Origin of the sequence: Pedobacter sp. PLR (assembly GCF_026239675.1) — a bacterium.
GTDB lineage: Bacteria > Bacteroidota > Bacteroidia > Sphingobacteriales > Sphingobacteriaceae > Pedobacter.
The window spans coordinates 418,860-434,366 of record NZ_JAPIVQ010000003.1 but is presented as its reverse complement, the minus strand read 5'-3'; the positions used below and the strand labels follow the sequence as shown (position 1 = coordinate 434,366).

The following is a 15,507-nucleotide window of genomic DNA, read 5'->3' as shown; positions in this document are numbered from 1 at the left end:
AACTGTTACTTAAAAATTCTTGATTTAACTGAAGCTGCCGATGAAAAGATATCAAGATCAAAAGAAAAAGCAAAATATCCACCGAAATGCGTATGGGTATCAGAGATGATCGGGTTAATGTCTGTTTGTGTCGTTAATACCGTTCCTGTACCTAAACGAAACCACCTATTAAAACGGAAACTGGGCCCCAACATAAGAGAAAAGTCGTTGAACAGATTGCTAAATTCCTTATTCCCTAAATCTCCGTAAGTCAATCCGAGCTGAAATGACATAATCCGCATGAGGTTAAATCTCGGAAAATCCGCCTCTGGTAAAGATTTATCTACCGGACGAAAATAAACATTAATACCTACAAATGGTCGGGGATAGAATTTCCAACCTTTATGACCATTGAGTGCCAATGTGGCCAAGCCCACATCCGGCATGATCACAAACTTGGAAAGTTTTTCAAGGTCATTGAATTCATTACCTGCTATAAGCCATTCTTCAACAGTAATGCCTGGATGATCTTTAATCTTAGCAGTGATCTTGTTCAGATTATTACCCAGAACATCCAAATTTTCGTTTAATTTTTTGAGCCAGCAGCTGAAACGGTGTCGCAAGTCGTCTATCTTCTTATCTGTACCAAGCATTTGCAACTTGTCACATAATATCAAAACTTTTTTTACGACGCTGACGGCGGAATCTAGTCTTACGAGCCGTTTTGCATAATCGGTTTCTCTAACTGGGTCAGCACCTAAATTATGGATATCAACCCGGTTATTAAATAACTGATTAGTGGATCCGTCATTTACTAACTGGGAAATCAATAAGAGATCATTATTTTGAATTTTATTTATACTAAGTTTATACGCAAAGTAGTTGATTTCCTGTGGACTTATTCTAGGATATGACTCCAGATAATTATGTTCTTTTAAATTACGATATCTTGGCATCAGATATTCATTAAAAATCTTTTTATAATCTTGATGAGATATTTTTTGAAATGGCGGATTTCCATATTCCTTGGACTTCAGACAGTCCATGTAATTGGTGAAATATTTAAACATCCCACTTATAGCAGCAGTATCATTACGTAAAGTACTTTCATACAAACGCTCATTGATAGCCATAATCGTATCCATTTCTTTGGGATATAATTTTCTCAAGACAGCAATATCAATCAATGTATTGGGAGGTATCCCTTTAATATTCATCAACAAGACATTCTTTACAGTATCCCAGCTTTTGAGGTACTTTTCCCGATTGACATCCATATCCAATGTTTTGATTTTGCCACTAACTTTCACCCTATAAACATGAACCTTGAATAATTCATCTTTTTCAAGCGGATATTGCAGAGTAAAACTCCTATCAAATGGGATCGGTGCATCCGTTTTCTTTTTAAAACGATCAATCAAGATATTAGGGCTACTGTTGGGTGTAAAGATTTCAGGCTGCTGGGCCGCAGCATAATGGCAAAGAAAAACCAATACCAAGAACGATCGAATTCTTTTCATTTTTCAGGCGTTAATTCACTCTAATTTAATCACTTAAAATCAAAACACAAAACACATTTTAACCAAAGAAATAATAAATTAACATTACTCAACTCATTCAGTAATAAAACAGGGAATAAAAACCAAAATAACTACTCATTACCCCATACTGAACAACACTAACGTCGAGTTCCACCATTTTACAATTGAAAGGGTATTACACAGAATAGCAGAATTTGCTGCTCTTTTGAAAATGATTATATTAGTCGCAGGGATAGGTATTCTAATCTATAAACTTTCTGACCAAACTAATAAACAATGGAAACGGACCAATTGCACCTTTTCGAGAATAAATTGCTTGCCAAATTGAAGAAAGGTGATCAAGCATTGTTCAAATATTTCCACCACATATTTGCTTACAAGAACGCTCTCAATCTACCTTAAACCTTAATTGTGCAAATTGCACAGAAACATCCATTTTAAAATAAAAAAGTATAGTACAAAAAAATTATATGCCTAAAAGAACTGGCTCTCGCCGAGCTCTTATTGTTGATATAAAAAAAGGCAAGTTTAATAGTATAACCCTGCACGCCATTTTTAAGTATAATTTTGACAATCCAGAAAGAAAATACATTTTGGAGCATGTAAATTCAAAGTTCTTTGATATAGGGTATAATAACCCGAAGCCGGAAAGCCACCTCGAATTGATAAAAAATCCAGCATTTATTGAAGATGATATTACCTTAAAAAAAGAGCTGGATTTTTTCCTAGAAGGTTTACAGATGTTTAAATCTGAAATAAACCGATATCTTATTATAAATGACCAATTTGAGCATTCACTATTAAGTAGTGATTTTGAAAATTGCTTTAGCTATTTAGATAGCATGGATGAAGCCTCAGGCCACTCAATGTACACTTTACTTGCTGAATATTTAGTGAACGATCTAAGCGGAGACACTGAAGCTAATCACGAACTGTTGAAATACCTCAATTCAAATAGCTCGCAGCCAAAGCACTACTAGCTGAACCTCTAAAACAAAAGCAGGAAAGATTAAAAGAAAAACTGAATGCGATCAGCGCAATTAACGCCAAAATTCTAGAGCTGGAAGAGAAATTCATGAATAATCAGATTGAGAACACAACTTATCAGTCTTGGTTTAAGAAATACAAAGAAGAAAAAGCATCCCTGGAAATCAGCCTAAATGGAAATCCTAAATCAAAAATAGAAATTGACAGTCTGATTGATCGGGTTCTGCCGGCTCTTACCAACCTTTTTGAGATCTATGAAAAAAGTAACATCTACCAAAAACATGCTATTATAAGGGGGGTGTTCAAAGATAATCTGGTATGGGCAGGGGGTCTACTTAGAACCGCTTTCATCGACCCGACCTTCCGGCATAACCTGCAGAGGATCAATAAAAAAGGGTTGCTTTTTTATGAGCAACCCTTTGATTCTTCGGACATCAGTCCGGTATGTACCCGGAGCCGGAGTCGAACCGGCACGGTTTCCCACAGGTGTTTGAGACCAGCGCGTCTACCAATTCCGCCATCCGGGCATTTCCTTCGTTAGCGGGTTGCAAATATAGGAACTTGTTTTATAAATGCAAATTTTTATTTTAATTTTCTTCTTTTAGCTTTTTATCCACGATAAAAGGGGCAAAAGGTAGCAGGGAAGCAGCACCAATCATGGCTACTTTTTTGAAATTCCATTTATACTCCATCCAGGCCATGATTAAGATTACGATGTACATCACAAACAGTAAACCGTGCGCCCAGCCCGTATATTTAACGGCAAGTGGCATACCGGCCCAGTATTTCATTGGCATCGCTACAAATAACAATAACAGGTAAGACAGCCCTTCAGCCACCGCAACTTTTCTAAAAATAGATAATGTGTTCATATAAATGGGTTTGATCCCAAAAGTACCTTAAACAAGCATTGTAAAAAAGCCCTGAGGGGCTTTTTTACAATGCCGTAACACCTATGCGGCAGATTCTGCCTTTTTGATACTCTCCCGGATCCGGTATAAGTATTTATTGCGGTAATATAAATCCTTTATAGCAGTCAGGATGCGAAGCTGGGCTTCCTTATCCTTATTTTCGAATGAAGTCGTTAGAGAGACGATCTGATCGCTTAAACCCTTTTCTATTTCATCTACCTCTGCTTTTAATGCGGCTAAACGTTCGGCATCCGGATCAAACTGTAAATCCATCAGCGCTTCATTCACGTCCATCATTTCCATCAGGAAAGACTGAGGAAGCATATAATTCTCTCCCTCGATCAGCTGCCCCTTTAATTCCAGGATATAATGTACCCGTTTTTGAGGATCGCTTAATACCTGATACGCTTTATTATTGATCGTGCTGAATTCCAAAACCTCTGCCTGTTTCTCTTCCGGTTCATTGATGTAAAAATCCGGATGATACTTTTTGCTCAGCTCATAAAACTTCTTTTTAATCAGCGCAGCATCAGGGTGAAAAGTAACGGGTAATCCGTAAAATTCAAAGTAATCTACCATAGCGTTAAGGTTTGAAGAAGACTTTGAACAAGTCGTTCCCCAACACAAAGACCATCAACGACAGTAAAATCACGAAACCTACCATTTGCGCACGCTCCATAAATTTATCACCAAGTGGTTTACCTTTTACCATTTCAATTAACAGGAACACTACGTGTCCACCATCCAATGCAGGAATAGGTAATAAGTTCATAAATGCCAAAGCGATAGAAATAAAGCCTGTTGAAGCCCAGAATCTCGCCCAGATCCACTCACCACCGTAAACTTTACGTGCGATCTCTACAGGACCTGAAAATGCTTTGTTAGCATTAACTTTTCCGGTTACCACTTTCCAGATGCCCTTAGCATTGTCGCTAAAAGTTCTCCATGCCTGGTCTACACCAATTGGAAGCGCAGCAAACAAACTGTATTTAATGGTTTCCTGTTTAATCTCATTCGGGTCAAAAGCAAAGCCGATGGTACCAGCAGTGTCCACAGGAATCATCAGGTCCATATTTTGTCCGGCACGATTGATGGTGAAATCAGCCGTTTTACCTTTATTTTTTAAAATTAATTCGCGGGCATCAATATCACTTTTAACCGGTTCTTTATTGATGGCAAGGATCTTGTCTCCTTTCAATACGCCAGATTTTGCTGCTGGTTTCCCTGCAATCACACTATCTATTGTTGCCGTACGCAGTGGCACACGACTAATAAAGCCTTCAATACCAGAATCAGATACTTTGTTCAGAATATTATCAGGTACTTTAATATCTAAGGTTTTATTGCCACGGACAACCGTTAAAGTTGTATTTCCCAGCAATACTTTAGAGCTGATCAGTTCTTCAAAACGAATCACTTTCTTACCGTTCACCGCAATCACTCTGTCTCCTCTTTGAAGACCGATTTCTTTACCGATCTCACCAGGATTTATCCCTACGAGTACAGAACTGTTAGGAATGAATGTTTCTCCATATTTAAAGGTCATCATCCAGAAAATGAAGATACCTACCACAATATTGACAAATACACCGCCCAACATCACGATCAGACGTTGCCATGCTGGTTTACTTCTGAATTCCCAGGGTTGCGCCGGCTGGTTCAATTGCTCGGTATCCATCGATTCATCAATCATACCTGCAATTTTAACATAACCTCCTAAAGGCAACCATCCTATTCCGTACTCACAATCACCTCGCTTGAAGCTAAACAATTTGAAGCCCCAGGCATCAAAAAACAGGTAAAATTTCTCTACTTTAATCCCAAAAGCACGCGCCGCCAGAAAATGTCCTAATTCGTGTAAAATTACCAGTATCGATAACCCCAGAAGCAACTGGGCTGCCATAATCAATCCGCTCATATCTTATATTAATGTTTTAATTTTGATTCGTTAATTTCTATTTTGTTACTAATTGATTCGCAAATATACGCGTATGCTGATCCGTTTCTAAATAATTATTCAGCCCTGGTTCTTCAATAAATCCAATCTCTTCCATACACCTTTCAATCACCTCACTCATCTCCAAAAAGCCGATTTTATCCTGTAAAAACGCGTTTACGACCACTTCATTAGCCGCATTAATGATACATGGCATATTGCCTCCTTTTCTCAAAGCAGTATAGGCCAAATCAAGATTTCTAAAGGTTTCGTTATCCGCCGGATAAAAGGTCAGTTCCGGGTACTCCAGGAAGTTAAAACGCTTAAAGTCCGTACTTATTCTTTCCGGGTACGCAAAAGCGTAATGAATTGGCAGTTTCATGTCAGGAACACCCATTTGTGCCTTCATTGAACCGTCCTTAAACTGTGCAATAGAATGAATAACCGATTGTGGATGTACAATCACATCAATCTGATCTGCCTCCAGGTCAAACAACCATTTCGCTTCAATCACTTCCAGTCCTTTATTCATTAAAGAAGCAGAATCTATCGTGATTTTAGCACCCATCACCCAGTTTGGATGTTTTAAGGCTTGTGCTTTGGTTACACTGGCCAGAAACTCACGGTCTTTCCCTCTAAAAGGACCACCGGAAGCGGTAAGGTATATTTTTTCCAGAGACTGATTTCCCTCGCCTACCAGACACTGGAAGATCGCAGAATGTTCTGAATCCACTGGAATAATATTTACCCCATGTTTTTTAGCCAGACTCGTGATTAAATCACCGGCTACCACCAAAGTTTCTTTGTTTGCCAGGGCAATGTCCTTTCCTGCTTCAATCGCAGAAATGGTCGGTTTTAAGCCTGCTGAACCTACAATAGCGGTCAGCACCAGGTCAACTCCTGCTAAAGCAGCAGCTTCACATAAAGCTTCCTCACCTGCCAATACCCTGATCGGAGTACCTGCCAGAGCCGTTTTTACCACCAGATATTGACTTTCATCACCGATAACCACTAGTTGTGGCTCAAATGTTAAAGCCTGACTAATCAGTAAAGCAGCATTGGATTGAGCAGTTAGCGCCAAAACCTTATATATTCCAGGATTTGCCTCAACTACAGCTAAAGCCTGGGTACCTACAGATCCTGTAGACCCTAGTATTGATATGTTCTTCAATTAAAATTCTCCCTGTTCTTCGCCTTTCTGACGAATTGTAAAACTACTTAAATCATCTGCAATCTTCCTGTCATTTGATAAACGAGGAACTTTATTCTGTCCACCCAGCTTACCTTCCGCCCTCATATAGTTCACAAATGCGTCTTTTTGAAGGGAACGAATGATTAAAGGTTGCAGTATTTTACCTTCAATGAGGTCAAAATAGTAAATATTCTTCTTTTGCAAAGCCAGATCTACCTTTTTACTAAATGCAGCAAGGTCTTTTGGCGCAACAGAGAACTCCACAAACCACTCATGGTAAGGTAATTCTCCCTGTGGCGTACTCACTTGAGGGGCCACGGTGAATTCGGTGATCCCTACCCCCTCTTCATTGGCCACTGTTAAAAGTGCATGTTCCACTTCTTCCCCAATCACATGTTCTCCAAAAGCGGAGATAAAATGTTTGATCCTCCCGGTAACCATGATCTTATAAGGATCTTTTGAAACAAATTTAATGGTATCCCCAAGACTATAGCCCCATAAACCGGCATTGGTATTCAGAATTAACGCGTAATTCTTTTCCAGCTCCACTTCCCCCAGACTTAAACGCGTGGGGTTTTCACTGTAATATTCATCAGCTGGCACGAACTCATAAAAGATCCCTGCCTTCGCCAATAACAATAAACTTTTATCTTTCTGGCTGTCCTGATAAGCAATAAAGCCCTCAGATGCCGGATATGTTTCGATAGTATCTATTTTTCTGCCGATGCTCTCTTCAATTTTCGAACGGTAAGGCTCGTAATTCACCCCACCATAAACGAATAAGCTAAAATCAGGAAAGATATCTTTGATCTGTTTGCCCCCGGATTTCTCCCTCAGCTTATCAAAATACATCTGTACCCATGGCGGAATGCCGGATATCAGCGTCATATTCTCCTGAAAAGTCTCTTTTACAATCGCATCAACTTTCTCTTCCCAATCTTCAATACAATTGGTTTCGTAAGAAGGAAGCCTGTTTTTTTGCAGATACTTAGGCACCAGGTGGGCCACGATGCCTGATAAACGACCTACATTGATGCCGTACTTTTTGGTCATCACCGGACTACCTTGTAAAAAGATCATCTTCCCGTTGATGAACTTCACATTACCCGTTTCATGAATGTAGGTTAATAATGCATTTCTTGCTGCCTTGATGTGTTCAGGCATAGATTCCTTCGAAATAGGAATGTATTTTACACCGGAAGTAGTGCCCGATGTTTTAGCAAAATACTGCGGTTTTCCTTTCCACATCACATCGGCTTCGCCTGCCACTACGCGATCAATATAAGGTCTTAAGGCCTCATAATCTCTTAATGGAACCTGCTTTTTAAAGTCTTCATAGTTCCGGATTTTCCCGAAACCATGGTCTTTACCAAAAGCCGTATTTTTTGAGGAATCAATGAGCCCTTCGAGAATCGTATGTTGTGCAGCTACTGCATTTTTTTTCCATTTATTGATGCCCTTGACTACAATTGCCGCAAACGGTTTACTTAATGCCGCTTTTAATCCCATAAATTATTTTTAAACGATGTTGTGTAAAATATCAGGATGTTCATCTCCTTTATATTCTTTCACCATTCTACGGTAAGCTACAGTTACTAAAGCTGTGGAGAACGGTACGACAATAAAGGAACTAAAAATAGCTGTAAATAAAGAAACGTAGGAATAAATCTCGTAGTTGAAAATCAAACTGATCAATTGAAAACCACTTACCACTACGATATAGAAAAAACCGAAAACAATCGCCTGAATCAGCACAAAACCGCCAAAAATAAACAGCAACTTAATAAAGTTCCCTTTGGTGGTAGCCAGACTCAGCTTAATTGATTCGAAAGGATGCACATGTTTGTCAATGATAAAGAAAGGGAAGAAAATGATCCTGATGAAGGTAAAAAAGATGCTCAGAATCGCAATTGCTACTGCAATATTGACGATCACCTTACCCGCAGCAGTAAAATTCTCAATGAATCCCTGGTTGACTGCAAACTTTAAAATCAGGTCCAGAATGTACAATACCGGCAGCAATAGAATTCCTACCAGGAAAATACTGATCCCAAAATACACAGTACCTACTAAGAAACGGATGATTTCCGTTCTGGTTGGCAAAGTTTCAATGATCTGAATATCCTGATCATCTTCCTTATCCAACAGGCGAAAAATGTATTTCAGCAGGGAAAGGTTGACGATACAATACAATAATACAAAGATCAGCAACATCACCACCCTTACGCCGGTAGGAAGTTCTCCCATAAAAAAGGCCATAAAAGTTGAGGTGGAAACGGTTATAAAAACCAGGAAACACAAGGTGGCAATAGAGAAATAATTGTCGCGCGTAACGATCCAGGCCTGCATGATCACATCCTTCACCGTAAACGTACTCTCCTTTAAAAAATTTATCATGGTTGTTTAAATACTACACGCTTAAAAAAATCCTGCATAAACCCTAACCCATAAGCGGTTAGTTGAATGAATGATGCAATGATACTAAAAAATGCCACTTTTAAAGATTTGTTGATTTGCCAGGAATGAAAAAAGATCATCACAAAGTACAGCAACAACATAAAGTTACAGATAAAAGCCAATGGTGGCCAAATGATATTCATCAACAAAGTGAAGATCACAAAACAGGTAAATGCTGCAGGGAAGAAATGGACTATTTTCAGTTCCGAAGGGAAATGTTTATAGATATTGATCCTTGCTCTTCCAAAAAAGTGAAGTTGTTTATAAAACTGACCGAAGCTGGTTCTTCTCTTATGAAACACTTTGGCAGCCGGGATGAGCCCGATCTTAAATCCACTTTCATGGATTCTGATGCTGTACTCAATATCTTCTCCTAAACGGGTCAGGATAAATCCGCCTACTTTTTCCCATACCGCTCTGGAAACTCCCATATTGAAGCTTCGCGGATGGAACTGGCCGATGTGTTTCTTATTCCCTCTGATCCCACCCGTAGTAAAAGGGGAAGTCATCGCATAGCTGATTGCTTTTTGTACTGGTGTAAAAGTATCATGCGCCGCATCCGGACCGCCATAAGCATCCAGATGGTGTTCAAAAAGATAATTTTTCACCATTTCCAGGTAATCTTCCGGAATCAGGCAATCAGAATCGAAGATGACGAAATAATCACCTTTAGCCCGCTCAAAACCGTAGTTTCTGGCAAAGCCTTGCCCTTCATTAGGTTTAAAGAAATACTTAATATCAAGTTGATTTTCGTATTCCGCTACAATTGCTTTCGCATCATTTGTAGATCCATCCTCTATCACCAACACCTCAAACTGAGGGTAAGTCTGCTGTACCAAAGTATTCAGCAACTCATCAATTTCCTGCGGACGGTTATATAAAGGGATAATTATAGAAAAAAACATGGATTAAAGGATTTCCTTTTCAATAAGATAAGCATTTCTTTCCGGCGCATTTCTGGTCACCAGCTCTGCAACAAAGCCCGTAAGGAACAGCTGAGAACCTAAAATGATGGCCACTAAAGCAATGTAAAATAAAGGCTGGTCAGTAATTTCCCTTTTATAAGGAATCAACATCGCGATATGGTATAACTTTACACCGATCATCCAAAGCGCCATAATGGTTCCCAGAAGGAAACTCAACACGCCTAATGAACCGAAAAAGTGCATTGGTCTTTTGCCAAACTTGCCCACAAAGAAGATGGATAATAAATCCAGAAAGCCATTTACAAACCTGCTCAGTCCGAATTTAGTAACGCCATATTTTCTTGCCCTGTGTTCTACCACCTGCTCACCAATATTTTTGAAACCGGCCCATTTTGCAATTACAGGGATATAACGGTGCATTTCTCCGTAAACTTCGATGGTTTTCACCACCTCTTTACGGTATGCTTTTAAACCACAATTGAAATCATTCAGTTGAATACCAGACATTTTTCTGGTGGCTGCATTGAACAGTTTGGTAGGAATGGTTTTTGAAATCGGATCGTAACGCTTTTTCTTCCATCCGGAGATGATGTCCAGCTTCTCTTCTTTGATCCTGCGGAATAATTCCGGAATCTCATCAGGACTATCCTGTAAATCTGCATCCATTGTGATGATTACATCACCCTGTGCCGCCTCGAAAGCAACATTCAGCGCTGCTGATTTACCATAATTCCTCCTGAATTTAATGCCCTTTACCGCATTAAACTGAGTTTTCAAATCTTCAATCACTGCCCAGGAAGTATCTGTACTACCATCGTCAACAAACAGGATTTCGTAAGAGAAGTTATTCGCTTCCATCACCTTAGCAATCCAGGAAGTTAACTCCGGAAGAGACTCTTCTTCATTATATAAAGGAACTACAATAGAAATATCCATGACTTAATAACGTGCTAAAAAAAAGCAACGTGCAAATTTCATCAAATAAAATGATAAAACTGCACGTTGTATATTTATAAATACATCAGTTAAATTTACTTTAATCTGCGTGTAACGGTCTTTCCTTCTTGAAAACTGCCGCTCCAATAAGACTCGCAATCAAACCGATTATCGTGTAGGTAATCGCGGTTCCAAAACCAACAAATAATCCCATATAAGGACGCATCATTTCCGTTCCTTTAAGTTTTTGTTCGTCGCCATCAGCCTGGTCAATTGCAGCAGCAAACAATTCCTCAGTAGCCGATTTATCTACAAAATAATAGATGACCTGTACCAAAAAAAGTAGCAATCCAGCGTAAGCCGCAACTTTAAATCCGGCAGAAAAACCACGTTTAAAACTCATGTAATCACCAAGTTCTTTTTTATGGTTTGCTTGCACATACACAATAGCCAGAAAGAAAGGAACATAGGACAACAACTGACTCACCACTTTTGAAGCGGTAGACAAATGGGTATTTGCCGGACTGATATTCAGAAATTTAAACACAAAAATCAGTACGAAAAAGTATAATGCGAAAGCTGTAGCTGCTTGAAAAGCCAATTTATTTGGCTTTTTTTCCATCTCAATTAAGTCTTGGTCCATATATTGTTATTTAGGTATTAGTTTTTGTTAAAATTAGCAATTAACGTATAAACTGCAACGTCAAATTCTTTGTTAGGGCTATACTCCTGTAAATCTTTAATTACTTCTTCACTTTCTTTTGGTTGGTGGAAGAAACACATGAAAGGAATAAATAAATCTTCCATTTCTTCACCCAGGTCGATCATACCTACATGGCTGCAAATATCTTCTACGCTACTTTCTACCAGATTCTGGTTGGTAATCAAATCTTCATAGATATGGAATTCGTCCTGGAACTCATCTTCTTCAACCAATAAGAATTCTTTCAGGAAGTCGCCAAGCTCTGGCTTAATGCGCTCATCATGACATTCATTGATGTACAATAACAGGTTTAAAAGCTCTGTACCTCTATCGATAGTCTCTTCCTCAATATCTGCCCACTCATCGGTCTCCAGGTAATCTTCCTCCAGTTTTTTCACATCATTGGCAAAGAAATTAATCATCAATAAATCGAAGAAAACTTCTCTTAATTCCTCAAACGCAGGGTACTCATCAAATACCTCATCAAATTCTTCTACCTTCTCCAGGAAGCCAAGATCTTTACTAAATACTTCGATCAACCCCTCTTCTAATTTGATGGAATCTATTCCAGATACCGCTGCAAATTTATCTAACGACGCAATTAGCGCTGTTCTAACATGATTATCCATATGCTTGTAATTGTTTGTTATTATATACCAGTTGAACTTTACCGGTTAATTTTTTATTTAAAAGCGGTGAGTTCGCTGATTTTGATTGGTTATTTGCAATATTATATTCCCATTCCAGCGTTGGGTGATACACCGTAAAATTGGCGATCTCATCCTCTTCGATCACAGGAACTGCAAGCTTTAACAATTTGCGGGGATTGATAGCCAACTTTTCTGCAATCTGCGTTGCATCCAGTCCGGCTTTAAGCATTAAAGGTAAAACCGTTTGCAAAGCGATGATGCCATAGGCAGCGATTTCAAATTCTACGGCTTTAAATTCTATTTCCTGTGGACGGTGTTGAGAGCATACCGCATCAATAGTGCCGTCTTTTAAGCCGTTGATCAATGCTTTTACATCTGATTTTCCACGCAATGGCGGTTTCACTTTATAATTGCTGTCGAAATCATTCAAGAGCTCTTCGGTGAACACCAAATGGTGTGCTGCCACATCACAACTGATCTTTAAACCGTCTTTTTTGGCCTTTTTAATCAGTGCTACAGAACCGGCAGTAGAAATATTACTGATGTGTAATGGCGCTTCATGATAAGTAGCCAGGAAGATATCCCTGCTAATGTGCATTTCTTCAGCCAATGCCGGAACACCTTTCATCCCCAGCAATACACTGGTCTTACTTTCATTAATCTGTGATTTTCCGGAGATCGATTTGTTTTCAGGATGCACCATCATCAGGCCGTTAAAGCCTTTCAGGTATTGCAAAGCGCGGCTCATGAATCCATCGTCACAAATCGGTTTGGTTCCATCAGAGAAAGCAATGGCACCTGCCTGTTGCATATCATACATCTCTGCCAGCTCTTTTCCTTCCAGATCAGTACTTACTGCCCCGATTGGCAATACATCTACCAGATTTCCTTTTGCTTTGTTGATGAGGTAAGCGATTTCTCCTTTAGAATGAACAACCGGTCTGGTATGTGGCAAAACGGCCAGTCCAGTGAAACCACCAGCCATAGCGGCGCGGGTTCCCGTTTCCACATCCTCTTTAGTTTCAAATCCAGGATCTCCTATGGAGCAGTTCAGGTCAAAAAAGCCTGGTGATAAAATGGCACCTGCTCCGTCAAAAACTTCTTCCTTGCCGGAAGACTGCAGGTTACTGCCAATAGCAGTAATCTTGCCCTGTTCTACACGTACATCACAAGTTTTTTGATGGAACTGGCTGTTTGGGTCGGCAATGGTTACCCCAGTGATGAGAAGATTCATGGTTTTTGTATGTTTTTTGTTTTATTAAAAAATCGGATCAATAGTATTTCGATGGCTAAAAAAACAACAGCCAAAATTAGGCAAAGTTTCCATAACTCTATACTGCTATTTTTCGCCTGTATATTTAGCGATAAGGCATCTTTCTGAGAATTGTGCATCGCGATCTGTTGTCCTGCGAATAAATCCTTCAGGTTTTGCTCCTTTGCGTAATTCATATCGGACTCTCTGCGGTCGTCATTAAAAGCCAATACTGAGAGTACCGAATCGGTTCTTTTAAGGTCGTAGAAGCCAGGTTTCTTAATCTGGTCTGCAATATACAGCAGGGTTTTCCCTGGTGTCTGACGGATTTCAGGAATGATCTCCAGCCCTTCAGCAGATTTAAGAATAAGCGATTGGTTTGCACCGACACTGGTTTTTTGCTGCTCCAGTAAATCGTCTTTGCCGGCAGTATAATACATCGGCTGTTCTTTAGCGCTACTAAAAGCCACCTTAAACAACAGCGGTACAAAGACCGGATGTCTGGATAAATTGCTGTCTTCAGACTTAAGGCTGCTGGCCGATAAATAGATCTTTCCTGCTCCGGAAGGATATCTGGCAAAAAGAGCCTGGTTTAACGGTAATTGCAGGATATTTTCTTTCCCTGTCGCATTTCTTTCCAGATAACTGAAATATCTGTTGACTACCGGAAGGTCCATATTTGCAGGAACCTGATCAAATACGTCTTTAAACAAAGGGTCTTTGAGTTCGATGCTACTACTTACTGCTGCTCCTGTATTCAGTTGCTTTACTGCGGGCAGCCCTAGTGCCGTTAAAAACGGCGTATAAACCGCAGCACCGGCGTCCAGATCCGGAAATATCAGTAAAGACCCTCCATTCTGAACATAACTTTTAAGCTGTTGCGCCAATCCGGAAGAAGGTTGTTTTAAACCATTCAATACCATCAGGCTATATTCCGGGAAGCTCGAATATTTGATATTCGCCTCTGCCATTTCCGTTAGTTTAAAATAAGGATCGGTAGCGAACAGTGATTTTATGAACTGTTGTATGGGATCACCGGAGATACTTAAAACCTTCATTTCGCTATTCACGCGGAAGCTAAAATTCAGTTCATCATCAAAAGTGATGGGAAAATCTTTAATGGATATCAGGCCTTTTTGCCAGCCTTTTTGTAAACCACTGAATGCTAAAGTATCTTTTACAGATTTGCCGGCAGGGACTTTAATATTGCTGATGGCTTTTTGTTGTTGATTGATCAGAAGTTTCAAAGGAACATCATTGGCATCCTCAGCACCATAATTATGCAACTGTACCACCAATTGTTCCGCCTGTTTGGGCTGATGAACCGGCGAAAGGCTCCATACGCTGTCTACTGCAATATTTGGAAGCGCATTGGCATTTAATTTAATCAGGGAATACCTGATATTGGGATCAGATTTTATCTTTTCTGTCCCTGCAAAGTTTTGCTGAAAATCTGAAAGCAGGTAAACGATCTGGTTTTTTCTGGAATCACCTTCTTGATGCAGTCTGTTGACCACTTGTTGCAATGTTCTGCTGGCTGGTGATATTTTCACATCTTCCAGCATTTGAATAAAGGCTTCCTTATTTAATTTACGCTGATGTTTCCCTTCAAAATCATTGGTCAGCAACTGGAACTGGTCATTCAGCTGATAGGCTCCGGCTATTTCCTTCGCCTTGCGCTTCGCTTCATCCAATAGGTTCCCTTCCTTGTTTACCGTTTCCATACTATAGGAATTATCGATGTAAACACTGATCAGGCTGCCTTTATTAGGGTCTGCACCGGTTTCCAGCGGGATATATGGCCTTGCAAAAGCAAACACGAGGAACATAACCGCAAGAATCCTGCAAGCCAATACCAATAGATGCCGGAGCTTATCCCTGGAAGAATTCTGTTCTTTCGCCTCTTTAAGAAACTGTACATTACTGAAATATACCTTCTTAAATTTCCTAAAATTAAATAAGTGAATTACAATAGGAATGGCTATTGCCAGCAGTGCGAAAAGAAAACCTGGGTATAGGAAATTCATTAAAAACCAA

14 protein-coding genes and 1 tRNA gene are annotated in these 15,507 nt (G+C 39.6%); 1 reads left to right on the top strand and 14 read right to left on the bottom strand.

Going from position 1 to position 15,507, the window contains the following annotated elements:
- Window positions 1-5: 5 nt before the first annotated feature.
- Window positions 6-1,499 carry a hypothetical protein gene (locus OQX61_RS08985; RefSeq protein ID WP_265841326.1) on the bottom strand — a complete coding sequence of 498 codons (1,494 nt, stop codon included), beginning with the start codon at window positions 1,497-1,499 and terminating at the stop codon, window positions 6-8.
- 491 nt (window positions 1,500-1,990) lie between these two features.
- Between OQX61_RS08985 and OQX61_RS08980 the strand changes: the two genes are divergently transcribed.
- Window positions 1,991-2,500, top strand: coding sequence for a hypothetical protein (locus OQX61_RS08980; protein ID WP_265841324.1), 510 nt, complete (start codon window positions 1,991-1,993; stop codon window positions 2,498-2,500).
- A 454-nt stretch (window positions 2,501-2,954) separates the two neighbouring features.
- Here OQX61_RS08980 and OQX61_RS08975 read toward each other — a convergent pair.
- From OQX61_RS08975 to OQX61_RS08915, 13 genes are all read right to left on the bottom strand, one after another.
- Window positions 2,955-3,034, bottom strand: a tRNA-Leu gene (locus tag OQX61_RS08975).
- A 60-nt stretch (window positions 3,035-3,094) separates the two neighbouring features.
- Window positions 3,095-3,379 carry a DUF3817 domain-containing protein gene (locus OQX61_RS08970; RefSeq protein ID WP_265841322.1) on the bottom strand — a complete coding sequence of 95 codons (285 nt, stop codon included), beginning with the start codon at window positions 3,377-3,379 and terminating at the stop codon, window positions 3,095-3,097.
- 81 nt (window positions 3,380-3,460) lie between these two features.
- Window positions 3,461-3,997: a Fe-S protein assembly co-chaperone HscB gene (gene hscB / locus OQX61_RS08965; RefSeq protein ID WP_265841321.1), complete on the bottom strand. Its 537-nt coding sequence runs from the start codon at window positions 3,995-3,997 to the stop codon at window positions 3,461-3,463.
- A gap of 4 nt (window positions 3,998-4,001) precedes the next feature.
- Window positions 4,002-5,336 carry an RIP metalloprotease RseP gene (gene rseP / locus OQX61_RS08960; RefSeq protein ID WP_265841320.1) on the bottom strand — a complete coding sequence of 445 codons (1,335 nt, stop codon included), beginning with the start codon at window positions 5,334-5,336 and terminating at the stop codon, window positions 4,002-4,004.
- Between the two features lie 37 nt (window positions 5,337-5,373).
- A complete protein-coding gene (locus OQX61_RS08955; protein ID WP_265841319.1) occupies window positions 5,374-6,525 on the bottom strand; it encodes a 1-deoxy-D-xylulose-5-phosphate reductoisomerase in 1,152 nt (383 codons plus the stop codon).
- Entirely contained in the window at window positions 6,526-8,055 is a 1,530-nt protein-coding gene (locus OQX61_RS08950; RefSeq protein ID WP_265841318.1) for a GH3 auxin-responsive promoter family protein, read from the bottom strand.
- Window positions 8,056-8,064: 9 nt separating this feature from the next.
- Complete coding sequence (locus OQX61_RS08945) at window positions 8,065-8,943, bottom strand: hypothetical protein (RefSeq protein WP_265841317.1); 879 nt, start codon at window positions 8,941-8,943, stop codon at window positions 8,065-8,067.
- Window positions 8,940-9,908: a glycosyltransferase gene (locus tag OQX61_RS08940; RefSeq protein ID WP_265841316.1), complete on the bottom strand. Its 969-nt coding sequence runs from the start codon at window positions 9,906-9,908 to the stop codon at window positions 8,940-8,942. The genes OQX61_RS08945 and OQX61_RS08940 overlap by 4 nt, the downstream gene beginning before the upstream one ends.
- A gap of 3 nt (window positions 9,909-9,911) precedes the next feature.
- Window positions 9,912-10,865 (bottom strand): glycosyltransferase family 2 protein, encoded by a 954-nt coding sequence (locus tag OQX61_RS08935; RefSeq protein WP_265841315.1) that lies wholly within the window; start codon window positions 10,863-10,865, stop codon window positions 9,912-9,914.
- Window positions 10,866-10,965: 100 nt separating this feature from the next.
- Window positions 10,966-11,508 carry a DUF4199 domain-containing protein gene (locus OQX61_RS08930; RefSeq protein WP_265841314.1) on the bottom strand — a complete coding sequence of 181 codons (543 nt, stop codon included), beginning with the start codon at window positions 11,506-11,508 and terminating at the stop codon, window positions 10,966-10,968.
- A gap of 17 nt (window positions 11,509-11,525) precedes the next feature.
- Window positions 11,526-12,197 carry a hypothetical protein gene (locus tag OQX61_RS08925; RefSeq protein WP_265841313.1) on the bottom strand — a complete coding sequence of 224 codons (672 nt, stop codon included), beginning with the start codon at window positions 12,195-12,197 and terminating at the stop codon, window positions 11,526-11,528.
- Window positions 12,190-13,452 carry a dihydroorotase gene (locus OQX61_RS08920; RefSeq protein WP_265841312.1) on the bottom strand — a complete coding sequence of 421 codons (1,263 nt, stop codon included), beginning with the start codon at window positions 13,450-13,452 and terminating at the stop codon, window positions 12,190-12,192. The genes OQX61_RS08925 and OQX61_RS08920 overlap by 8 nt, the downstream gene beginning before the upstream one ends.
- Window positions 13,449-15,497 carry a VWA domain-containing protein gene (locus tag OQX61_RS08915; protein ID WP_265841311.1) on the bottom strand — a complete coding sequence of 683 codons (2,049 nt, stop codon included), beginning with the start codon at window positions 15,495-15,497 and terminating at the stop codon, window positions 13,449-13,451. The genes OQX61_RS08920 and OQX61_RS08915 overlap by 4 nt, the downstream gene beginning before the upstream one ends.
- Window positions 15,498-15,507 lie beyond the last annotated feature (10 nt).